The sequence below is a fragment of the Mucilaginibacter xinganensis genome (genome assembly GCF_002257585.1).
GTDB lineage: Bacteria > Bacteroidota > Bacteroidia > Sphingobacteriales > Sphingobacteriaceae > Mucilaginibacter > Mucilaginibacter xinganensis.
Genome location: NZ_CP022743.1, coordinates 4,516,560 through 4,540,585 on the forward strand (window position 1 = coordinate 4,516,560; position 24,026 = coordinate 4,540,585).

The window sequence follows — 24,026 nt, forward strand, 5'->3', positions numbered from 1 at the left end:
GGAATAGCATAACGCTATCCCGGATACAAAATTACTTTAAAAGTTACTATAAAAACTTAGCTCTGTAATCTTTTACATTCGCCTTATCTTTCAGGGCATCAAATAATTGCGGCTCTGCACGCTGTAACAGCGCCTGACCCAGCTGATCCTTCTCTCTTACTGCGTTGGTAAGCGCTGCCGGATTGATGAAACTATCAACACTAAATACAAATACACCCTGCTGACCTTCAACTGGTTTTGATAGTTTATTTGGCTGTGAACCGAATACCGTGCCTATAACTTTATACTCAGCCGATGAACCTGGAATTACAGGGTTGGCAAAAACAATATTCTGTAACGGAACAACTTTACTGCCTGCTTTTTGCGCAACCTGGTCAATTGTTGATGAGCCGTTTAATGCTCCCTGTAGTTTATCAACCAGCTGTTTTCCCTTAACTTTATTCTTAACAAGCGACTCTATCTGTTTTTTTACAGCATCAAGCGATAGCTGGCCTTTAGGTTTAACTTCAGTTAAATGCGCAACAATGTACTGGTCGCCGGTTATGTAAACCTTGTCAGAAAAATCACCCTTTTCTGCTCCGAATGCCCATTTAACAATGTCACGTCCACTTTCAACACCTGGGAAAGACGCTGCTATGCCTGTTACGTCGCTTGCGGTTTTTAATTGCAAACCTTCTTTTTTGGCTGTCGCGTCAAAATTCTCTTTTGTTAAGGTGCCTAAAAAGGCCTGGGCTTTGCTGTAAGCTGCAGTTTGTGTAGCACTGCTTGACTTCAATGGCACGTCAACTAGCGCAACCTTCACTACTTTTGATGATCCTTTTTGATCTTCAACCTGGAAGAGGTGAACGCCAAACTGTGATGCTACAATTTTCAGGTCGCCTTTTTTAGCTTCAAACACAGCGTCATCAAAAACAGGGATCATAGCGCCGCGGCCAAAAGTTCCCAAATCACCGCCTTTTACAGCAGAGTTTTTATCAACCGAATACAAGTTTGCAAGATCAGCAAATGATTTGCCGCCTTCAATCAGTTTTTTAAGTGAATCGGCTTTAGCCATTGCTTTATCCAGGCCTATTGATTTGTCGTCAATAAGAATGTGACGCGCTTTTACTGAATCCGGTTCTACACGGGTATCAACCAGCTTTGCAATTTTATAGCTCGAACCTGAAAGGTACGGACCATACATAAATCCTTTAGATGCGTTAAACATTACTGAGTCCAGCTTTGGTTCAAGGCGTCCTTTGTGTAAATAAACCAACGGCATTTTTGTTTCAGAATTGATCTGAACAAAAAGTGAATCGTTTGAAGATGCTTTGAACTCTGTCGCTACTTTCTCAGCCTGTTGTTTAATTGCAGCTGAATCAGCTTTTGACGGCGATGCGTTAAAGCTTACATAATTAAATGTTCTTAATTCCTGTGCCGCTTTAAACTCAGTTTTGTGTTCGTCATAGTAGCTTTGGTAATCAGCATCAGTAACTGTTATTTTATTATCAGGTACTGAAGCGTAATCCAGTGATACATATTTAAAGTTTGCCAACTTGTTTTTAGCCGTGTAGTCATCCTTGGCATCAAGCGAATTAACGTATAAGCCATTTGTTACAATAGCAACATACTTTTGGCTTAACTTGCTTTCAATTAGCTGCGTGGTAAAATCACGCCATTGCTGCCTTAACGGATCATCTGCTTTTGAAGCATTTAGATTAGTTAAGAAAGTATTAAGCTTATTCATGTCAACCTTGCCTGTTTGCGGGTTGCCAAATGCCTGCACTATCTGCTGATCCGGATTATTTCCACTGATCATTGATTTTGTTTCATCATCGCCTACAACTAAACCCAGCTTATCAACTTCCTTGTTCAGGATCATCTGGCTTATTACAGTATTCCAGGTATTTTCCTGTACGTATGCAACTATTTGCGGTGTTAAGTTAGCCTGGCCAGACTGCTGTTTAAACTGCGCGGTATTTTGTTCATACCTTTTGTTGTACTCGTCATAAGCAACTTTTTCGCCGCCCACTTCGCCCAGCAGGTTCCGGTCATCTCTAAAAAATGAACCACCCGACCTCACAACCTCGCCTACAATAAACGCAAGCAGTGCCAATCCAATAAAAAATGCGAGAATCTTCCCCATTCGTTCCCGCAAAAAACCCATAATACCCATATACCTGTAAAATTATTTTATATTCTCAAAAGAGGGCGCAAGATACAATTTTTAGTAAAATTCTATAACACAATTTTTTGTGTATTTAATTATAAAAAAAACCTTAAAGTATATCCCCAAATAACCCGCTTTTAAATTTCCGATTTTAAATCAAACCCGAAATTCCCGAACGGCAAACCGTTCTTGCATCTGTTAAAAAACACTGTTGGTGAAAAATCAAAAGTTCTGCTTACTGCACTTCTTTCTCGTTAACATGCCACACTGCTGTTGTTTGTTTAATATGCCATGGATAAAAAGATTCATTACTGTCAAAACCAACCCCATCCACCACATCGCCCCCGGGCGATAAGATTTCAACCGCTTTTGTTGAATACATTTTTTTTGTATTCATGTCATAGATCAGTTCTTCTGATTTAAAGATCTGGCCCTGCGCATTGGTGGCTACCACATTTTTACGGAATTCTATTATATTTTCTTTGTCGCGCTGAACGGCATAATCCGAAACAATATTACCCGATTCTTTTAAATCTGCATCATAAAAAATAATTTTAACACCCTTTGGCATTTCCTTATAGGGTTTTGGAGTATCGTTAAACTCTATCATTAAAGGAGCCGTCATGTGCGCTTTTACCTTTGCCGAGTCGCTATAAATTACGTCAACTCCGGTGGATCGGGATATAGGTCTATTTTCTTCTTTGGATGCTATTTTCTGGATATCGTTCAACGAATTTTCGCAAGCGCTTACCATCAGCATGCATATAAACAGTGCGGGCAAAAACAGGTGTGATAACTTAACCGGCCAATTATTCATAGCTATGTAAATCAGGTGCAGGGGAAAAGTGGTGCGCAAAAACGTAAAAATCAGGATAAAAGAAATGCAAACCGGTTAATTCTTTATTAGAATAGATGTTTTTCATTTCTTTTCCCCTGATCAACCAATTTTCATGGTGCTGATTCCTGGTTTCCGGAATCTGATAGAATAACGACTTATTGGAACTTATATTTCTGGAACCACTTATCGTTAAGCGTAAAGCCTAAGTGAATGTTAACGTAGTTTTCTTTAACAAGGCCGTTATCAACCGTACCGCGTTTACCCACTTCGGCCGAGAGGTTGATCTTGTAAAAAGTTGTAAGCGTTTGCGATGGTGCCAGCGGCAAGCCTAAACCAAAAGTTACAGCATACCTGTTAATATTGGTATTGTTTAGGTTAAGATAGGTTTGATCATAAATAAAGCCTAAGCGATAATCAACCCTTGCAAAATAATTACGTAACGCATTATTATTTGGTGTGTACTGGCCACCTATGTTAAAAGTTTTGCTGTTTTGAAAACCGGCATTGGTACCACCAATGGTAAGGTTGCTCCAGTTGCCCATGGTAAAATCTGCACCAACCAGGTAATGGTTATCGTATTGGTATGATATCCCGAAGTGATTAATTTGCGGTAATTTTATTTTGCTCTTAGCACTCTGCCGGTTCACTACGGAGTCGGCAGGGGTATTTTGATTTCCGCTGCTATCATAAGTATACTGGCTTACGATGTATGAAGCTGTACTGTTTATGCTGTTACCTGTTGAGGTTGAGTAGCCTAAGGTAAGGTGTTTGGTATCATTCTCAAAATCAAACGAGTATTGCAAACCTAAATCATAATTTAAACCGCCTATACTGTTGCTTTGCTCTATCCTTGAGTTTAAAACGCCATATAGTTTCGGAATTTCAGTTGAACTGGTTTGTACTAAATTACCGAATATGTAAGATATGTTACCGCCCACGTAAAAATGTTTGGTAAGGCCAATACCGTAGCCAAAGTAAGCTTTTGATAAACCGCCATCGCCTTTATACAAATAATTCACAGTGTTGGTGTCTGTTGGCAGGCCAGAATGAAGACTGCTTTCGGATTGCTTGTAGTTGTACCCCATTTCGCTATAAGGCATTAAACCAAAACTTAAAGCAGAACGTCTGCTCACCGGAACAGCAAAGTTAATATGGCTGAGCCTGAAGTTGGCATTGCTCACACTTGTTTGCCCGGTTTGGCCCAGGCTAACTATATTTCCGTATAAACCTACATCAAAAGTGGTATAATTTATAAAGCCGTATGATGCCGGGTTTTGTACGTTTATAGTATTATAGTTGTTAATTTTATTAATTGCAGTAGCAATACCGCCCATCCCCCTGCTTTGAGGTAACAACGAAGGATCGATATCCCCTAATCCATATCTGGAGTAAGGTGAACTGGTAGTGGCCGTTGATTGAGCCTTTGCTCCGACTGCAGAAACAGCAAGTAAAATTATTATAAAAAACCTGGTATATTTAATCATTATTAGTTTGTATGGCTGCGTTTAATCCTTTTAGAACCAAGTAAGGCTCGATTTTTATATAGGGGGCAAAGATGCTATTTTTTAACAGGGTATCAAAAAAAATACTATCGCCCCCGCTAAGTATAACATTCATCTCTTTCCCGTTATTTTTGTAGCTTTCAATAAAGCCTTCCAATTCATATTTTATTCCGTTTTGCACCCCAGATAATATGGCCGATGTGGTATTGTTTCCGCTTGCGGCGGCAAAATTTTCATCGGCGCTAATTAACGGTAAACCGGCTGTATAATTATTTAATGCCTTATAACGCATATTTAACCCCGGTGATATACTGCCGCCAAAATAATTCCCTCCGTCGTCAACCCAATCATAAGTTATACAGGTGCCACCATCAATTACTATATTGCTTTTACCGGGGTATAAGTAATAAGCGCCTATCACCGCTGCCAACCTGTCGAGCCCCAGCGTTTGCGGGGTTAAATAATGGTTGGTTATTCCGCTCGTCATCCCTGCATTAAAATATATTAACGGCACTTTTGCCGCTAATAGCCCTTGCCACTCCTGGCTATCTTTTTTTACCGATGAAATTATAGCCCTGGCAACGGGATAATTATCCAGGATATTATTTATGATAGCAGGTACCAGCTGCAGGTATTGCTCATTAAGGAGCATTTGGTTATGCTTAAAAACCGCAATCTTTGTGTATGTATTGCCGATATCAATAACAAGTGCTGCTTCCATTATCCTAAGTCTTTAGCTTTAACTTCTAAGTTCCAGTCAACACGACTAAAAACAATGAGTTTACAACGCCAGACCAATTAAGCTTTAACGAGTGATAATATTGATTCAAAAATGGCAAGTCCGTCCTCATTGGCCACCAAAGCATCCGCTGCCCGCTCAGGGTGCGGCATAAAGCCAAACACGTTGCGGTTTATATTTGTAATACCGGCTATGTTATCCAATGAACCATTAGGATTAGCTTCAGGAGTGATCAGGCCTGATTCATCGCAATATTTAAAAATCACCAGGTCATTATCGTATAGTGATTTTAAAACATCTTCTTCAGCAAAGTAATTGCCTTCCCCATGTGCGATAGGTATTTTTAACGCCCTTTCCAGATCTATCTGTGAGGTAACTAATGAGTTGTTGGTTTGCGCCTTCATATAAATGTTACGGCAAATAAACTTACGGTTCTCATTATGTAGCAATGCACCATGTAACAAGCCCGCTTCGGTTAAAACCTGGAAGCCATTGCAAATCCCTAATACGTATCCGCCTTTTGCGGCAAACTGAATTACTTCGTTCATAATAGGCGAAAAGCGCGCTATTGCTCCTGAACGAAGGTAATCGCCAAAAGAAAACCCACCTGGCAACACAATAAACTCAGCGCCCTGCAGGTCGTGATCTTTGTGCCATAAACGAACCACTTGCTGGCCCATAATTTTCTCTAATACGTAGATGATATCTTCATCACAATTAGACCCCGGAAATACAACTACTCCAAACTTCATTAATCTGATATTTAAATGGCTATCATCAATTCATGATAATTATGATACAAAACTAAGATAACAGCCGTGATTTGAACGAATATAAAAGTTAAAATTTGTTAAACTGAAAATAGATAATGCTGATTAGCAGCAATAAATACAGTGATTCATAAAACCATTTGTTTTTAGCATACAGAAAATAATACGAAAAAAATACCGAGCAAGGCACTGCACACAATAAAAAGTGATTCAAATTAAAAGGTGTTTTTACATAAAACGACAAGGATGCAATTAAAAAAACAACAAACAACAACTGAAACGACTTCCGGATCTGCACATAACTTTTAAAAAAATTTTGCTGCAGCTTAACAAAACAAAGCGAAAGTATTACTACCACTGGCACCAGCACGAGGAAGCTGTAATAATGAATATTTATGCTATCAGGAAACTTTGTTCCGAGCGGAAGCCAGATGCTGTAAAACTGCCCCAGACTTTCGTTCATATAATAATACACCGCAAGAAAAAAGAATATGGTTACATATCCAACAACACCAGCTAAAATTTCGCGCCAGTTCAGTGGCCTGAAAATGATGAGGGCCACACACAACGCCAAAAAAAAGTATATAAAAGGCAGATATATAATTGTGCCGATAGCTATCATCATTCCCAAATCGAACGCAGCAGACTTGGCATCGTTGCTTTTATAAAAGCTGAATAACTTAAACAGCATCCATATAATCAAAAAATTACATAGCAACGGTGGGCTCAGCACCAAAAAAGGTGTAAATAAACCTGATAAAGTAATATACATTAAAGCCGGTAAAAAGGTAGGCTTCCCAAGTAAATTATGATGATTAACCAAATGGTTCAGCAACAATGCCTGGGCAAATACCACTATGCCTGCAAGTAATATGTTGGTGCCTGTTGAGCCGGGGTTAAGAAAATTTCCCGGCGAGATCAGCAGCCTGGCAACGGGTTCGGCAAAGGCAAACGTTGTTTTATCCTGAGATACAAGTATAAAACCTATCCGTGAAATGAACAGGATAACTGCAAGCCATAAAATATTAAGCGGATTGAGCGCTTTAAAAAAACTGATCATTAAAGCCTTTGTTTGCGCTGCGAAATTAGCACAAATGTGCCAACAAAAGTTTCAAAAAGGTCACTTTTATTATAAATGACGCCGTAAAGGCTGCAGGAGGGGATTATCTTGCGTATTTTTTTACCATATTTTCCACTATCTGAGCAGTTTCGTCAGGAAAATCAACAACTACCTTTTTATCATCATTTATCCAGTTATTTACCCGGTAAACAAACTGGTCGTCAATTTCATGAATTACCGGCACACCAAGCCTTGCTGCCGCAATGGCATTGCATTGCTGTTCATACTGCCCTTTCATAGGAATCATCAGCACCTTTTTCTGCAAAAACAGTGCTTCGGCAGGTCCTTCAAAGCCGCCACCTGTTAATAAGCCTTCGCAACTGGCCAGGCTATTATTAAAATCCTGGTTGTTTACCGGGAAGATCTCCACATTGCCTTTTTTATAATGTGTCTTCTGTCGTTTGGAAAAAATTTGCCAGTTTTTATTGGTCTTACCCAGTTCCCGGGTTAGCAGTTTATCATCATAGGCAGGCAGATAAACAGTGTAATGCCCTAAATTTGAGGTTTTCAGATTGCGGATCTCACTGCGGATAACAGGCGTATGTATAAAGTCATCATACCGCTCAAAGTGAAACCCAATATGGTGGGTAGTTGGGGAATAGTATTTAAGCAACCATTCCGCATAACTCCGTTTGGCAGGCCTCGGTGTTTTAGGCGAAACAAATGAGCATTGGTGGCTTAATGATACCGATGGTATTTTTTGCAGTTTGCAGGCCCAGGCACTCACTGGTTCAAAATCATTTATTATAAGGTCGTACTGTTTTAAAGGCAGGCTACGGATGTCGCGCCAAAGGCGGGGTAAATTCATCAGCTTAAATGTGGCCCAGTTGTCAACACCGCCATTGGTTCCAAACACAAAGCTAAAACCGTGAAATTTATATTTAAGGGGTTGGGCCAGCGTCACCTCGGCCTCGGTGCCACTCACCAGCAGATCAACTTCGCCATAGTGTTGCAACAAAGGCACAATTTCACGTGCACGGCTTATGTGGCCGTTCCCCGTTCCCTGTATTCCGAAAAGTATTTTCATGTAGATGGTGAAGCGTTATGAGGTTGAAATGTTGTGAGGCTTATGGCGAAAATGATCATCCCTATATTGTAGCAGCTAACAACATTGCAACTTTACAACGTTACAACTTTGCAACTAAATAATCAATCCTGTTCCATTTTAAATCTTTCCAATAAAATCCTCACGTCAAGGCGGGCGTCCAGGTCTTCCGCATCCGTTTTATCTTCTTCGTCAGCATCGCCGTTAAAATCGGCGGGCTCATATTTAAATATGGTCCAGTTCTTATTGTTGTATTCCAGTGCGGTGAGGCTCTCAACCCAATCGCCCGAGTTGAGATAAAGCACAGAGCCCGTTTTTTCTGTCGCTTCCATTTTCCTTATTTCGGCATGATGGATGTGGCCGCAAATTACATACTGGTAGCCTTTTTCGACAGCCAGATCGGCAGCAGTTTGTTCAAACTGGTTAATAAATTTCACAGCCTCTTTAAACCGGGCCTTAATTTTTTGCGAAAAGCTCATTTTCGGCCTGCCTATTGCAGTAAGCAGCCAGTTGGTAAAGCTATTGATCAATATTAGTGTGTCATATCCTACCGCGCCTAACTTTGCCAGCCATTTGGAATGCTGCATAGTCACATCAAAAACATCACCATGAAAGATCCATGCTTTTTCGCCATCTATATTTAACACCACTTTATTCAGCAATTGGAACGACCCCATGTTGAAATCAGCAAACTTGCGCAGCATTTCATCATGGTTGCCGGTTAAATAATAAACAGGGATGCCTTCGGTTACAAACTTTAGGATGCGGCGAACCACCTTCATGTGGGTTTCTGGCCAGTATGATTTACTGAACTGCCATATATCAATAATATCGCCGTTCAAAATAAGCATCTTCGGCTTTATGCTCTTCAGGTATTTGAGCAATTCTTTGGCGTGGCATCCATACGTGCCTAAGTGCACGTCAGATATAACAACAATATCAACTTCGCGTTTTGCCATTAAAATTGGGGGGCTGTTTTTCCATCCGGTATGTTATACCGGCAAAATATAAGAGCGTTGTACTGACAACAATTACTCTTCTTCGTCGTCGTCATTAACTTTTAGTTCAAAAGGGCTCAGGTAAAATACTACTACTAAAAATAGTAAGCTTCCCACAACCATATAAGCTAACTCAAAATGCATCTTCTACAATTTTTACAAATAACGGCAAAACAGATTATTTAATTGTTAAGACTGCGTTAAATGTAAAAGGTTTCACATTGCAGGAAATTTATTTTCAATACGCCCCAATTGTTTTAAATGATGGTACAGGTGAATACGAATAAATTTAAACCATTGTCCGGCCGTGAGCATGCCAAGCCGCGGGTGTTTACTCCGAAAATTTGGTGATGAATCTTTTATCAAAGGCGCTGTATCATCAATACGCTTACGGCACTTCACAATTAAATTCCTGGCATCTTCCTTACTGATCTTTTCGGCTGGCATCTTAGCAGCTAACGCTTCAGACATTTTCACCCTAACGGGCGGAAAGCTGCCCATCAACATCATATAACACCCAAGTAATGTTAATCCTTTTTTAGTTGGCTCGCAGTTACTGTGCGTGCAGCGCTCCAATGCAATTGATGAACCGAGGGTAGCCTTCAGTATATGTGAATACACCTCCGCATATGACCATCCTCCGTCCTCCGGATTTTTGGTAAAAAGCTCATCAGAGATGGTATCCAGCTTAGCGCGGTAATCATCTAATGCTTTGTCAATCGCGCTGCGCTCTTTGGCAATATTCATGGTAATAAAGGTATAATTTTTTTATGTGCACCGGATATGCTTACAAGCTTCCCCGCATCCCTGTTAAAAAATCTTTATTTATGCTTACGGGCAACCTGCCGGTCGGCACCAACTGCCCGGTGATGGCTTTCGCTGCCGACTGCTGCAGGGCATCTGTCAATTGGTAACAGGCAATTAATGCGCTGCAATTTTCAATACCAGGCAAATCTGCAATGGTGTAGGCATTGGCAAAAACAGTAATTACCGAATTGTTATGCGCCGCCACATTACTTATGAACTGTTTAACATCAGCCGTGTAATCCAATTTACTCGCGGGGCGCAGCCGGGTGTCATTTACACTTAAATAAACCTGATCATATCCCTTAAGCGTGATCAAAAGCGCATTTAATTCGGCAGGTGAAGCATTTTTATTGATGGTAAACAAGCTATTATTCTCGTATTTTTTCGCCAATTCTTTCTGAAAAACAGTTATTTGCGTTACCCCCACACCTACTACAGCTGTTTTTAATAGCGGGTCCATTTTTAATAGTGAGGCACTACCTTTAACAAGGGTTATTGCAGCATCACTTAACTGCTGAACCAGACTGGTTGCTTCCGGCCGGTTTAAATCATCAGTTAAGGTACCCAGGCTGGTTTCCGTGTAATTGTTTAGCCCGGCCCAATATTTGGCAGCCAAAACTTTTTTTACGCGTTCCTTAAACTCTTCTTTAGAAATTTCGCCTTTCCTGATCGCCTTTTTTATTTTTTTTATAGCTCTTTTCGAGTTTTCTGACAGCTCAATAATGTCATTGCCAGCCAAAAAAGCCCTCACGTCCGCTTCGCCGTCCGGAAAATATTTTTGTACTGCTTTCATTTCCATCGCGTCTGAAACTACAAGACCCTTAAATCTCAATGAGTCTTTTAAAACACCTGTCACAATTGGCCTGGACAAAGTGGACGGTAAATTTTTGGTTGTATCTAAAGCCGGGATGTCCATGTGGGCAATCATAACGCCGCTGATGCCAGCATTTATTGCCTCGCGAAAAGGGTATCCTTCCAGCGAATCGAGCCGAAGCCGGGTAAAAGGCAACAACGGCAGGTCAAGGTGTGAATCAGTATTGGTGTCGCCGTGACCCGGAAAATGTTTGGCGGTTGTTAAAAGGCCGGCATCCTGCATCCCTTTAAAATAAGCAATACCCTTTGTCGCAACGTTGTATTTGTTATCCCCAAATGAACGGTAGTTGATAACCGGGTTATTGGGGTTATTGTTAACATCCATATCAGGGCCAAAATTCATTTGCATCCCCAGGCGTTTAAAATCATAAGCTATCTGCTGCCCCATTTTATAAATCAGCGTATTATCCTGAATAGCTCCCAGTGTCATCTGGTAGGGATATGATATGGTTGAATCGAGCCTCATGCCGGCACCCCATTCGCCGTCCATAGCTATCAGTAAAGGCACTTTCGCAATTTTCTGGTAACGATTTATCAAACTGGCCTGCCGTACAGGGCCACCCTGGAAAAAGACAAGGCCACCCACCTGCTCTTTTTTAACCACTTTTGCAACAGAGTCCTCATAAGCCTGGCCCAGGTTGGTATGCGCACGTACAAAAAACAACTGCGCTATCTTCTTCTTCTTGCTTAGTTTTTTATATACAGAATCAACCCATTGATTTTGGTGCTGTAACGATTGGATATAGCTTTCCTTTTGCGCGAATGCATTTATCGAAATAAAACAAACCAAAGTTATCAATGCGCATTTTAAGCGAAGTGGACAAAGTATCATTACCAAATGTAGTTGAAATATGTTTTTTTATTAACCTGCGCCATAAAAAAAACAACAATGAATAAACCTTTGTATTGTTTTTCAATCTATCAGGTATAATTAAACAAAACACGCTATGAAAAAAATTCTCTCTTTTGCTATACTCCTGCTGGTGGCAGGTTCAGTAAGTGCTCAGGGCTATTACGGTCATCGCCGTGCGGTAAGGCGTTCAGCTCCGCGCAGCCAGTCGAACGATTTTTACCGGGTTAGGGTGGGCATTGCCGGTGGTTTCAATTTTGCTGATGCAGTTGACTCTTATAATACCGATTATTCAACCGCAGGAATTACTGCTTTTCATGTGGGCTTGACTTTAGATGTGCCTATTATTTACCCTGTGTCTTTTGCACCGGAGGTTTTATTTTCGCAAAAAGGCTATTCAGCACAAACCAACGACGGCAATTTTACCCAGCGCGCTAACTTTATTGACGTACCCTTGTTGGCAAAATTCAGGCTTTCGCCAAACTTTAACTTTGTAGTTGGCCCACAGGTTTCATTTCCTATATCAACCACAAACACTTATGACAATGGCTTTGACGTTACCGCCCGCGATCATTATAGCACCACTAATGACAGAACGGTTTTGGATGGCGTAATAGGCGTTGGTTTTGACATAAACCCAAGTGTTGAATTACGCGCCAGGTACACCATTGATTTTCAGCAAACTGATGACAATGCCTACTTTCTTCCCGGCTACCGCAATGAGGTTTTCCAGTTGGGCATAGGGTTTAAGTTTCAATAAGATAATCAATAAAAGTTGTGTTTAAATAAAAAATCCCGGTGTCGGGATTTTTTATTTAAAGGTGCACCTGTCACCGGTTTCACTCATTGGTCATCAATTTTTCTTTTACCCATCTTTTAACTTTTCTTCTTAACAGGTTATGTCTTCTTTCCCGTTCTTCAATATTAAAATCATGCGACAGTGTGAAAAGATCGGCTTGTTTTTCCGGTAAAAAATATCGCGGATGAACAATTTTTGTGAGGCTCCCCACCGGTAAATTCGCATACGGGCTATCGGTATTAACTGTGTGCGTTGAACCGGTCCCGAAACCTAAATTAGAAATCAGGTTGACATTAGGTATTATACACAGCCCATTGTTAAGGTAATTCAAAAAACCCAGCTGATAATCCCAAGTATCAATTTTCCCAGCTTTTAACTCCTTAAAAATTTGTTCCAGGCTATCCAGGATAAAACTATCCTGAAATATTTTACCAATTTCATAACGCAGGCTACTTTCGTCAAACCGCTTAAGATCTTTATCATAATCCTTCCAAACGCGCCTCCAGCCAGCCCAGCCCCAAACATGCGTAATATTTGAAAAATAGTAACTTGCATCGCCCCATTTTTTTCCTTGCTGTAAATTACAGCCAGTTATGTGCCTTACCCTGGTATCATATCGATATTTTTCCAGCAGGTTGTCGCAAAAGCTAAAAAAACTATCAGCGGGCAGGCAATCATCTTCTAATATTATGCCCTCTTCTTCATGCTCAAAAAACCAGCTTATGGCGGTAGAAACTCCATCCTTACAACCAAGGTTTACATCCTGAAAACGCGTTTTAACATCACATTCCCAATCAATTTCGTTTACCACATTCCTGGCCGCCTCACATAATTGGGTTTCTCCGGGCCTTTCATTTCGCGCACCATCCCCTGCTATGTACAGCCGCTTTGGTTTAGCTTTTTTTATTTGATTAAAAACTTGCGCCGTAGTATCCGGTCTGTTAAATATTATAAATAATACAGGTGATCTTGTTTGAATGAAATCAGAGGTAGCTGTCATGTTATAAGTTGTTAAAACTATTTCATGAGCTTTTTTATGCCAATAAGTTTGTTATATTTTTAAACAGATATCCACATCAATTGCCCAATAGTTAATAGCATTACGTTGTAAAACGCAAATATGCTACTTGTATTGCCGAAAAAATTAGGATTTTCTTTTTTATTACTCCGTTATAAAGCTGCATTACGAAACACCGCGCCCAGCCATTTCTTAACTTTTCGGTTTACTGAATTCTGCTTCCGACGTCTTTGATCTATGTTAAAATCCCTGTTTATAATACAAAGGTCGGCTCTTTTTTCAGGTAGCATTAAAACAGGATCTATAATTTCATCAATTTCCGATAGTGGGAGGTTTGCGTATATATTGCCTTCTTCAGTGGTATTAGTAGCGCCGGCGCTAAAACCAATATTGGAGATCAGGTTTTGATTTGGAATAATTACAAGGCCATTATTGAAAAAATTGGCAAAATCAAGCGGATACGCCCATGAATTAATTTTGTCAGCTTTCACATCCTCAAAAATTTGCGCCCAGCTTTCCGCTACAAGCGGGTCTTCATAAATATTTTGAAAAAGTTCGGTTATCTCACTTTGATCATATTTCTCTAAATTCAAATCGTAATCATTCCAAACCCTCCTCCAGCTGGCCCAACCCCAAACGTGGGTCCTGTTTGAAAAATAATAGCTTGCATCGCCCCATTTTTTTCCTTGCTGTAAATTACAGCCCGTAATATGCCTAACGCGTGTATCGTTTCTGTATTTATTTAAAAGCGTATCGCAAAATTTAAAAAAACTGTTTGCCGGCAAGCAATCATCTTCTAATATGATCCCTTCTTCCTCGTTATTAAAAAACCAGGTTACCGCTGCCGAAACCCCTTTCTTACAACCTATATTAGTTTCACTGTAACGGGTTTGTACCTCGCAGTCCCAATCTACATTTTTAACAATATCCCTTGCCTTTTTGCATAGCAACCCATCATTTGGATTATCTGAACGCGGACCATCAGCGGCTATATATAAACGTTTAGGCCTCGCCGCCCTTATCTGATCAAATACCAGCTTAGTGGTATCCGGCCGGTTAAAAATAACAAATAAAACGGCTGAGTTTGTTTGGTAAGGAAAAGTATCAAATTGACCCATATTATCGCGTTTACTGCTTAAAACTCAAACATCACAAGAATATTTTATTGATAACGTAACAATCTGAATGCATAGCAGTTTGAAAGAAAATTGTTACAATAAATCATTTTACGCTACAACAGCTAACAGCGAAATATTTTCTCGGAATTTGTTCCCTGACGGGCAAGCACACCTAACCTGTCGATCTCAATATGTTTTTCATTTACCAGTAAATAATCCTTTAAGTCCCATTCAATTGGGCGGTCGTTACCGGCCGAAAAGTCGATACTGTCAATCGTATTTATAAACAACCCCTTCTTCATATAGTAAAAAAAAGTATGGTAACCTTTTCCTTCAAAAACGTCATTATCATTTTTGAAAATACTATCATATTTCTTCCAAAGGGCTTGTACACTTTTAAAGAAGTAGTCGTCTTCAACAAGGTATTTCCCGGATAGCTTTATAATTGGCTGATGATCGTCGAAACCCGCTTGGTTTAAAAAAGACCGTAAATGTTTCATTTCATTTAAGCCTTTGTTGGCATGTACATTTCCCTCGGTGCTGTAAACTGTATTGTATTTATTAAGATAGTCTTCCTTTTCTGATACGCACTCCAAAATGGTATAGGAATGGAAAAAGTGACGATATTTTAAACAAGCTTCGATTGATTCGATGTACTGTTCTTTCCTGCTTTCGTATGAATCCTGAATATTAGCAGTAGTAATTATTAAGTGTGGCATAAAAGTCTATAACAACCCATGATGTAACCTTCCTGGTTTTATTTTCTTTTCCCATAATTCGTAGTTTTTAATTGATGCGTAAGACTTCGCTCTTCCGTATGTTAAATAAATAACAACAGGCCAGCTATTTTACTAAAAAGCAAAGTACCTAACTAGTAACGTTAAATACGGCAATTAATTGCTTCCTGAAACAATATTTAGGTTATAGCTTTAATGTGGTTACCCTGCAAAAGTTTGCATATCAATCAACTTACGGTACAATCCATTGTTTTCAATGAGTTGCAAGTGATTACCCTGTTCCACAATAAAGCCATTTTCAAGCACAATAATAATATCGGCATTCTGTATAGTGCTTAACCGATGCGCAATAATTAATGAAGTCCTGTTCTTCATCAGGTTGTTTAAAGCATCCTGGACCAATTTTTCCGATTCGGTGTCAAGTGCTGAGGTAGCCTCATCAAGCAGCAAAACCGGAGGGTTATTTAAAACCGCACGCGCTATGCAAATGCGTTGCCGCTGTCCGCCTGATAGCTTGGTACCGCGGTCGCCGATGTTGGTTTCATAACCATTTTCGGTTTCAATAATAAAATTGTGTGCATTGGCTATTTTAGCAGCTTCTTTAACCTGCTCAAGGGTAACATTGGTTTTGCCAAAGGCTATGTTGTTAAAAATAGAATCGTTAAATAAAATTGATTCCTGATTAACTACCCCAAGCAAGTTCCGCAACGACTGGGCCGTAAAATTATTTATATTTTGTCCATCAATTAAGATTTCGCCCGATTGAGGCTCTATAAAATGCGGCACCAGGTCCATCAGGGTCGATTTTCCGCCGCCAGATGGCCCAACCAGCGCGACGGTCTTCCCTTTAGGGATAGTCAGGTTAATATTATTAAGGATCTGCCTGTCGCCATAAGCGAACGACACATTTTTAAACTCAATACTTTTGTTAAACCCTGTAAGTGTTGCCGCATTTGGAGCATCTTTAATAGCAGGTTTTTCGTCAATTAACGCAAGCACCCGCTCACCTGCCGCAATACCCGAATGGATGTTGCTGAATGAATCTGAAATAGATTTTGCCGGGCGCATCAGCTGCGAAAAAATAGCTATATAGGCAATGAACTGGCCGCCGCTTAAATCTGATCGTTTGTTCAAAATTAAAAAGCCGCCATAAAGCACAATGCACGATATCATGATGATGGCAAGCGTTTCAGAAACCGGGGATGCCGATTGCTGGCGTTTAGCCATAGACCTCAAGATCCTGGAATATTTTGTATTCTCATCGTTAAAACGCTTTTTAATGAAATCAGTGGCGTTAAAAGCCTTAATTATCCGGATGCCCTGTAATGATTCATCAAGATAACTGATCATATTACCGTAAGTTTGCTGGGCAGCTACTGCCTGGGCTTTTAGCTTTTTTACGATTTTTGAAATGATAAATGCAGAAACAGGCACCACTAAAAGTGAACCGAGCGTGAGACTGACGGAAATTTTAAAAAGCAAAACCAGGAACACGATCATTTGAAATGGGTCTTTGAAAATAACCTGTAACGTAGCAGTCACTGAAAACTGTACCACCTGAACATCAGAGGCTATTTTTGAAATAATATCGCCCTTACGCTGGTTATTAAAATAACCCAGATGCATATCCATTACGTTGTTAAAAACCGAGCGGCGCAGGTTCAATAGAGTATGTAAGCGCAGGTTTTCCATCGTGCGGGCACCAAGGTAACGGAACAGGTTACCCAAAACCATGGTAATAATAATAACTGTACAAATAAACTTCAATGCCCCCCAAGGGCCCTGACTCTGAATAAAAGAGCTCATGTAGTACTTAAACCACCCTGTGATGTCAAGAAACCCAGGTTGTTGAACTACTTCAGTCGCCGCTGTTTTACAGGTATCTGTTATAAACAGCGTATTCATAAGCGGGATCAGCAACGGGTAAACCATTGAACTGAAAAGAACATACAATAAAGTGAACAGGATGTATGGAATGGCAAACTTTTCAATTGGTTTGGCAAATGACAGCAGCCGGAAATATGTCTTCATTAAAGGATTATAATATATAAAGGTGCAAATCTAACAGTAATTAATTAATTACCATATTGCTGTATTAATGGCAGTATGGCCTGCCAAACATTTTCAAAACTCACTTTTTCAATACACGGGTAAGGCTCCGTTTCCGTTGTTAAGTAGATACAATTCCAGTTACAATAAAAACATTCCATTTTCTGATAAACACAAACGGGCCCGGTTTCAAAATAGGCCGGGTAAGGTGCAAAGCGTTCAAAATGCCCGCCGCCAAGGATACAAACCGATGGCGTTTTTGTAGCAACAGCAATATGGACAGCGCTGGTTTCATTAGCAATAACTAACGCCGCCCCGCCAATAAGATCAATCAGTTGAGGTAACGAAGTTTTACCGATTAAATTATTGATTCCTTGTTCAGGGAGGTTTTCTTCAATGAAATTTCCTGTCCCCACATCGCCATGGCCGCCTGCTAAATAAATTTGCGCATCAGTATGCTGTTTTATCCGTTTAATCAGGGCCAGGAAACGCTCCTTTTGCCAGCTCCGTTTAAAGATCCCTGCTCCCGGAAAAATAACAATCCCGTTGTTAGCGTTCTTTTCAGTGGGAATCGATAGTATTTTTATGCTGATCACTTCACCTAAAACGCTTTCAAAGAAGAATTTCGACCGATCAAACTCAAAGCGGATGCTTTGGGGCAATATCAAACGCTCTTTGTAAAATTTATCCGTTTTGTTTTTGTACCGCGTCGGAATGCTGACACTATCGCCCTCAAACCCTATGATTTGGCGCGAACCGGTGAGCGCAGCAAATGAATCATTTATCAAGGTGCGGGAATAAGTTGGCTGTAACACAACCGAATAATTCTTTTTAAATAACCGCCACGCTAGTTTCAAAGTTTCCAGGGGAGAATTGTAATAGTCGTTGGCTTTTAAGAAGATAAATTCGTCCACAAAAGCAGCATCGTAATTAACAGCCAGGTCCTGCCATAAAACATTCCCCAATAAATCAACCTTGTGATTATTGTATAAAGCAGATGTTTTAACAGCCTCAATAAAATTCCTGAATAGTACGTAATCACCTATGGCGTCGGTTTTAATAATGAGCAACCGCTTTTGAGGTTTTCGAAATTTTGAAAAAAATCTGAATAACCATGGCAGCCTGAGAAAAAAAATGCGATTTATCCTAAATAAATTTCGGTTCTTAATATCCATTATTCATTCCTTTGCAGGAGATATCGATAACTTGATTTATCAATACTTTTAAGCGGCAAATATAAGTATCATAAAATGATTAACCACGAAGGCAAAAGTTTAACAGCAGGCATTGGCATGCGGCGCATATCTGTAGTTATTGTTACCTATAATGCAGCTAAATTTTTGCAAAACTGCCTCAATAGCATTTACGCACAGCCATACCCCGCTATAGACATTATTGTAATTGACGGGAAAAGTACCGATGGCACTATAAGAATATTGGAGGAAAATGCAAACCGCATAAACACTTGGATAAGTGAAAAAGATAACGGCGTGTACGACGCTATGAACAAAGCTTTAAAATACATTAAAGGCGAATGGGTATATTTTATAGGTGCCGATGATGAACTCTTACCTGAATTTTCGCAGATGGTTGCTGAACTTGATGATCCATCGGCTATTTATTACGCCAACGTATTTGCTGAAGGTAAAAAACGGGCCGGCTATTTAAATAAATACAGATTTGCAAAATTTGGAGCCTATCACCAGGCTATGATTTATCCCAAACAAGTATTTGATAAATACAAGTATAACATACTGTACAAAATTTCGGCTGATTTTGCGCTTACTCTTGAGCTATATGCTGATAAAAATTTCCATTTTCTTTACAAAGATTATACGCTTGCAAACTTTAACCATACGGGCTTATCAGGCACACAAGTAGATAAACCTTTTCAAAAAGACAAGTCAGCGATGATATTAAAGTATTTTGGTTTAAAAATCTGGCTCCGTTATAAAGTATACAAATTTAAACACAGGCATAATCCAAGGGCTTAATTAACATTACTGCCATTTAAGCTTTTTACAAGCCATTCAAAATGATCCTGTAAAAAGAAATCATGCCCGTTTTCTCCTTCTGGAACGACATTTATTACATCAAAAGCAACCTCCAGTATTCGCGGTACCTTTAAAGCTTCGGCTATTGCGTACGGAAAAGACTGGTTGCCTATAAAAAATTTACAGCCTGCTATTGTTTGGGCCATTTGCATAAAGTTTTCAATTTCAATCCACTCTATTTTAGGTAAACATCGTTTAATATCATCGTACTCACTTTTAACCCCTATAAATTTCAGGTTGTTATATTGATTGATAAATGAATAATCAATAGTTTCGTTATGATAGCGGCCGCTGCGGGCTATAACAATACTCTCTGAATAGCTTTGATCTGCTTGCACATTAAGCCATTTTTTCCACAAATCCGGACTTACCCCTGTAATGTATCCGCACCAGCGAGCTATGTTTCCGGTATTCATGGGAATAAACCCCGACCTGAAATAATCAAGATCAATGTCAATAACCTGGTTTGTATATACTTCCACACCGGCAATATATTCCTGGCTACGAATTAAAGGGAAGAGCATTTCTGCCATTTTTTGGTTTAACATAACGTTGCCCAGGGGATGTGATCTAAAAGCTTCGATCTTTGACAACTGATTTAACTTCAGGTACAGATTAATCGGTACGCCGGTTATTTCGTATATTTTCTTTATTGATGGTAACGCGTATATGATATCCCCGGCGTTCCCGCTATGCATTAAATTTAATTTACCTGTATTATCAGCAACAGCCTTTATTTTATCAATGCTGTTTAACTTTTTGCTTCCTAATAAAAAATTGGTCTGCTGTACATCGTTGTAATTTGCTAAATCCCATTTATAGGTTGTATATGCTGGCTTGTCAGTATATTTTAACCACAACTTACTTAACTTATTTCTTTTTTTAAACATAATTTTCTATTGGTTGGCCGGAAACTTCAATATTAACTTAAGCATTCACCATATAATTGCAGGTATTGTCGCGCTGTACTCTCCCAGTCGAATTGCTCCGCATGTCTTATTGAGCGTTCAGCCAAATTTTTTTTATGAAATTCCTTTAACCCATGCCTTAAAACCTGCTGCATGTGGTTGGGCTCAAAGTTTTCGAAGTAAAATGCAGCGTCGCCACCAATTTCAGGTAATGAGGTATGTGTCGATAAAAATACCGGTTTGCCAAAATGCATGGCCTCAATAACCGGCAACCCAAAACCTTCCGCAAGCGAAGGAAAAACAAAGGCCTCGCAATTTTTATAATACCATGCTTTGTCAAACTCGCTTATGGTACCTGTAATTTTAACCCTATCAGCAACGCCATGCTTTTGTGCCTCTTCCATTATTTTATCTTTATAAGGTGTTTCTACCCCCGATATCACCAATTCGTAATCATTACCCCGCAGCAACGCGGGCAGTACGTGAAAGTTCTTTTTGGCAGATATAAAGCCGATGGTGAATAAAAAAACCTTTTGGGGCAGATAGGCGGGAACATGATCCTCCGGAACATAAAGTTTATCCGCGCCATTATAAATAACACTTAACTTATCTTTTGCTTCCGGGAAATAATTTAAAATATCATCAGCCACAAAGTTTGATATGGTCACCACTTTATCGCACGCGGCAATATAGCGTCTTAGTTTCTCTATATGTTTTGCAATCTTTCTTTCCGATTTTCTCTTTTCGTGGATGGGGTTAATATCGTGTATAGTCAGTATTTTTTTGCCGCTTGCCTTTTGCGGCCTCAACCTGCAATACTGATCAGTAAAGTGAACCAGTTGATAGTTGCTTTTCCCCGGAAAAATTAACTTGTGCAGCTTGGATAAATAAACCAGGGCTACTTTACCCATAAAAACATACGTAGATCTTTTATGAACATAAAATGTAAAATCGAAACGATCGTTATTTTCACTTAATAACGCCTCGCCTAAACTTTTACCAAATGAAAAGAAACCCGAGTTAGGGTACTTCATAGAATCAAAAGTGACTAAAACAGATTTCTTCATGCTTTAAAAGTTACCAAAAGCCACAAATATAACTTTCTGGTTAATCGATTAGGCTCATTAGTTAGATTAAGTTGCCTGGAATAACTTCAAAGTCTATTTCAAACTTAATCCATCCAATCTACTAATTTCATATAATTAACTTGATTGACCAGACCATTTAGCTATTAATTATTAAAAACCTAATCAACTATTCACTTAATCAACCTAATCAAACTGTATTACGCTAAATACATTATATTTTTGTTCCTTTATAACGATTATAAAATGCAGAGCGCTACAACTAATATTAAACCGCATTTTACTGATTTCCGTTCGGTTGCCCGAGCCTTAACTATTGTTGAAAACGATTTGCAGGGTACCGGCGAACTTTTAAAAAGTTTGTCATTTACAAAAAACGCGCCTGTTATTGGCATTACCGGCCCCCCGGGAGCAGGTAAAAGCACATTGGTAAACGCACTCATCAGCGGGTTAATTGCTGATAGTAAAAAAATAGCGGTATTGGCTATTGATCCAACTTCACCTTTTAATTTTGGTTCGCTGCTTGGCGACAGGATCCGGATGGCTCCCCACTTTAACCATCCCGATGTATTTATCCGTTCGCTGGCCACGCGCGGATCCCTTGGCGGCCTCTCTGCCAAAACGATTGAAATGACAGATGTTTTGAGGGCATCCGGGTTTGATTATATACTCGTAGAGACGGTTGGTGTCGGGCAGTCAGAAATTGAGATCGCAGGGCTTGCAGATATCACTTTATTGGTTTTAGTGCCCGAAAGCGGTGATGAGATCCAAAACATAAAATCAGGACTAATGGAAATTGCAGATGCTTTTATAGTGAATAAAAGCGACCGGCCGGATGCTGATTTTTTTGTAAATAATTTAAAAAAGATCCAAAGCAATAAAGAAACCCAACTCCCGGTGTTTAAAACCGTTGCATCAAAAAACGAGGGAATTGACCAGGTGATCCAATTTATCCAATCAAGATCTGAAATAAAGAACGCCCGCAAAGAACTTTTGCTTGCCGAAAAAGCTTACCAGCTAATTCAGCAAAAGCGCATGGCTGATGTAGATAAAAAAAAGCTTCAGCAAGCAATTGCCAAAGCTTTGAAAGATCCGAAATTTAATTTGTATGAGTTTATAGGTCCGCTGACCCATAATACTGAATAATGCCATCCCCTGTTTGCGGCAAGGTACGCTAGTTCATTATATCCTCAATATGAGCCGCTTCAACAGGTATATCAGCCATTAAATCAACATTACCCTCGGCAGTTATTAATATATTATTCTCTATCCTTATACCCAGTCCTTCTTCTGCTATATAAATGCCCGGCTCGCAGGTTAAAATATTTCCCACTTCAAAAGGCTTATAACGGCTGGCAAAATCATGTACATCCAAACCCAGGTGATGCGACGTACCATGCATAAAGTACCTTTTATAAACGGGAACATCAGGATTTTGCTTCGCAATATCATGTTTGGTTAACAATCCCAGGCCGATCAGTTCATCTGTCATTATTTTTCCCACCTCTTCATGGTATTCGTTTAAAACAGTGCCGGCAACAATCATTTTTGTGGCGGAACGCATAACCCGTAAAACGGCATTATAAACGTCGCGCTGGCGTTTGGTAAAGCGACCGTTTACGGGTACAGACCGGCTCATGTCTGCATTATAGTTGGCATATTCGGCACCAAAATCAAAAAGGATTACATCCCCGTCTTTGCAAACCTGGTTATTATCCACGTAATGAAGCACAATGGCATTTTTGCCTGAGGCAATGATAGGATTGTAAGCGTTGCCCGTAGCACGTTGCCTTAAAAACTCATGAGTTATTTCAGCTTCAATTTCATACTCAGTAACGCCTGGTTTTGTAAATTCAAGTACACGTATGAACGCATCCCGGGTAATATTACAAGCTTTTTTTGTCAGTTCTATTTCTGTGGCCGATTTAACAGCCCGAAGATCACGCAGGATCAGTGCTGAGCGTTCATACTTGTGCAGCGGGTATTTTGCACGCAATGAGTCAAGGAACCTGATATCCCGGTAAGGCACCGCATGGCTATACCTGTCGTTTTCATTTGTATTTATATAAATATACTCAGCATAATTAATTATTGCCTGCAATACCGCGTCAAATTCACTTAACCAGTAAATGCTTTTAATACCGGAAGTAATTTTACCTTCTTCTTTAGTATATTTATGGCCCTCCCAAATTGCGATATGTTCGTTAGTTTGTCTTAAAAATAGTACTTCTTTGTATAGTGGATTAGGACACTCTGGGAATAAAACCAGGACACTCTGCTCCTGGTCTATACCGGTCAGGTAAAAAAAATCAGGATTTTGTTTAAAAAGAAAACTTTGGTCCCCGCTTCTTGGAAATTCATCATTAGAATTGAAAATAGCTATAGAACAGGGCTTTAATCGCGAAACGAAATTTTTTCTATTATGTACAAACACCTCATTATTAATAGGAAGATATTTCATCTTAAAATATTTATGAATTTAAAAAAAACATTTTTTTTCCTTTATTTGTATAATAATTATAAAATTTGGAACGGTGTTTGGATACAAAATCAAACATAATTACTAT

At 39.6% G+C, this 24,026-nt stretch carries 21 protein-coding genes; 3 read left to right on the forward strand and 18 right to left on the reverse strand.

Translation table 11 applies throughout. The annotated features are described in order from the left end of the window. Positions 1–46 precede the first annotated feature (46 nt). From MuYL_RS19775 to MuYL_RS19820, 10 genes are all read right to left on the reverse strand, one after another. Positions 47–2,155: a peptidylprolyl isomerase gene (locus tag MuYL_RS19775; protein ID WP_094572204.1), complete on the reverse strand. Its 2,109-nt coding sequence runs from the start codon at positions 2,153–2,155 to the stop codon at positions 47–49. A 229-nt stretch (positions 2,156–2,384) separates the two neighbouring features. After that, complete coding sequence (gene lptC / locus MuYL_RS19780) at positions 2,385–2,966, reverse strand: LPS export ABC transporter periplasmic protein LptC (RefSeq protein WP_094572205.1); 582 nt, start codon at positions 2,964–2,966, stop codon at positions 2,385–2,387. A 176-nt stretch (positions 2,967–3,142) separates the two neighbouring features. Then, entirely contained in the window at positions 3,143–4,471 is a 1,329-nt protein-coding gene (locus tag MuYL_RS19785) for a hypothetical protein (RefSeq protein WP_094572206.1), read from the reverse strand. Then, positions 4,464–5,210 (reverse strand): type III pantothenate kinase, encoded by a 747-nt coding sequence (locus MuYL_RS19790; RefSeq protein WP_094572207.1) that lies wholly within the window; start codon positions 5,208–5,210, stop codon positions 4,464–4,466. Before MuYL_RS19790 ends, MuYL_RS19785 begins: the two co-directional genes overlap by 8 nt. A gap of 77 nt (positions 5,211–5,287) precedes the next feature. Beyond that, complete coding sequence (purQ, locus tag MuYL_RS19795) at positions 5,288–5,980, reverse strand: phosphoribosylformylglycinamidine synthase subunit PurQ (protein WP_094572208.1); 693 nt, start codon at positions 5,978–5,980, stop codon at positions 5,288–5,290. A gap of 88 nt (positions 5,981–6,068) precedes the next feature. Next, complete coding sequence (locus tag MuYL_RS19800) at positions 6,069–7,058, reverse strand: DUF6427 family protein (RefSeq protein WP_094572209.1); 990 nt, start codon at positions 7,056–7,058, stop codon at positions 6,069–6,071. 103 nt (positions 7,059–7,161) lie between these two features. Beyond that, the gene (locus MuYL_RS19805; RefSeq protein WP_094572210.1) at positions 7,162–8,145 is read right to left on the reverse strand and encodes a glycosyltransferase family protein; all 984 of its coding nucleotides are present in this window, start codon (positions 8,143–8,145) and stop codon (positions 7,162–7,164) included. Between the two features lie 122 nt (positions 8,146–8,267). Next, positions 8,268–9,122: a UDP-2,3-diacylglucosamine diphosphatase gene (locus tag MuYL_RS19810; protein ID WP_094572211.1), complete on the reverse strand. Its 855-nt coding sequence runs from the start codon at positions 9,120–9,122 to the stop codon at positions 8,268–8,270. Between the two features lie 255 nt (positions 9,123–9,377). Continuing rightward, positions 9,378–9,908, reverse strand: coding sequence for a DinB family protein (locus MuYL_RS19815; protein ID WP_094572212.1), 531 nt, complete (start codon positions 9,906–9,908; stop codon positions 9,378–9,380). A 40-nt stretch (positions 9,909–9,948) separates the two neighbouring features. Beyond that, positions 9,949–11,673, reverse strand: coding sequence for a glycoside hydrolase family 3 protein (locus tag MuYL_RS19820; RefSeq protein WP_094572213.1), 1,725 nt, complete (start codon positions 11,671–11,673; stop codon positions 9,949–9,951). Between the two features lie 115 nt (positions 11,674–11,788). Between MuYL_RS19820 and MuYL_RS19825 the strand changes: the two genes are divergently transcribed. Further along, positions 11,789–12,451 (forward strand): porin family protein, encoded by a 663-nt coding sequence (locus tag MuYL_RS19825; RefSeq protein WP_094572214.1) that lies wholly within the window; start codon positions 11,789–11,791, stop codon positions 12,449–12,451. A 79-nt stretch (positions 12,452–12,530) separates the two neighbouring features. Here the strand turns inward: MuYL_RS19825 and MuYL_RS19830 are convergent, their stop codons facing one another. The 5 genes from MuYL_RS19830 to MuYL_RS19850 form a co-directional block, all read right to left on the reverse strand. Beyond that, positions 12,531–13,490, reverse strand: a complete 960-nt coding sequence (locus MuYL_RS19830; RefSeq protein WP_094572215.1) for a nucleotide-diphospho-sugar transferase — start codon at positions 13,488–13,490, stop codon at positions 12,531–12,533. Positions 13,491–13,660: 170 nt separating this feature from the next. Continuing rightward, a complete protein-coding gene (locus tag MuYL_RS19835; RefSeq protein WP_094572216.1) occupies positions 13,661–14,626 on the reverse strand; it encodes a nucleotide-diphospho-sugar transferase in 966 nt (321 codons plus the stop codon). Positions 14,627–14,748: 122 nt separating this feature from the next. Then, a complete protein-coding gene (locus MuYL_RS19840) occupies positions 14,749–15,345 on the reverse strand; it encodes a hypothetical protein (protein WP_157740990.1) in 597 nt (198 codons plus the stop codon). Between the two features lie 219 nt (positions 15,346–15,564). Then, entirely contained in the window at positions 15,565–17,394 is a 1,830-nt protein-coding gene (locus MuYL_RS19845) for an ABC transporter ATP-binding protein (RefSeq protein ID WP_094572218.1), read from the reverse strand. Positions 17,395–17,438: 44 nt separating this feature from the next. Then, positions 17,439–18,482, reverse strand: a complete 1,044-nt coding sequence (locus MuYL_RS19850) for a glycosyltransferase family 9 protein (RefSeq protein ID WP_157740992.1) — start codon at positions 18,480–18,482, stop codon at positions 17,439–17,441. 180 nt (positions 18,483–18,662) lie between these two features. On the opposite strand from MuYL_RS19850, the gene MuYL_RS19855 reads away from it, so the two are divergent. After that, the gene (locus MuYL_RS19855; protein WP_245845642.1) at positions 18,663–19,406 is read left to right on the forward strand and encodes a glycosyltransferase family 2 protein; all 744 of its coding nucleotides are present in this window, start codon (positions 18,663–18,665) and stop codon (positions 19,404–19,406) included. Here the strand turns inward: MuYL_RS19855 and MuYL_RS19860 are convergent. Both MuYL_RS19860 and MuYL_RS19865 read right to left on the reverse strand, forming a co-directional pair. After that, complete coding sequence (locus MuYL_RS19860; RefSeq protein ID WP_094572220.1) at positions 19,403–20,356, reverse strand: hypothetical protein; 954 nt, start codon at positions 20,354–20,356, stop codon at positions 19,403–19,405. The genes MuYL_RS19855 and MuYL_RS19860 overlap by 4 nt on opposite strands. A gap of 32 nt (positions 20,357–20,388) precedes the next feature. Further along, positions 20,389–21,441, reverse strand: a complete 1,053-nt coding sequence (locus MuYL_RS19865; RefSeq protein ID WP_094572221.1) for a glycosyltransferase family 4 protein — start codon at positions 21,439–21,441, stop codon at positions 20,389–20,391. Positions 21,442–21,705: 264 nt separating this feature from the next. Between MuYL_RS19865 and meaB the strand changes: the two genes are divergently transcribed. After that, positions 21,706–22,605, forward strand: a complete 900-nt coding sequence (gene meaB, locus MuYL_RS19870) for a methylmalonyl Co-A mutase-associated GTPase MeaB (protein ID WP_094572222.1) — start codon at positions 21,706–21,708, stop codon at positions 22,603–22,605. A gap of 28 nt (positions 22,606–22,633) precedes the next feature. On the opposite strand, the gene MuYL_RS19875 is transcribed toward meaB, so the two are convergent. Further along, a complete protein-coding gene (locus tag MuYL_RS19875; RefSeq protein WP_094572223.1) occupies positions 22,634–23,920 on the reverse strand; it encodes an aminopeptidase P N-terminal domain-containing protein in 1,287 nt (428 codons plus the stop codon). Positions 23,921–24,026: the final 106 nt, after the last annotated feature.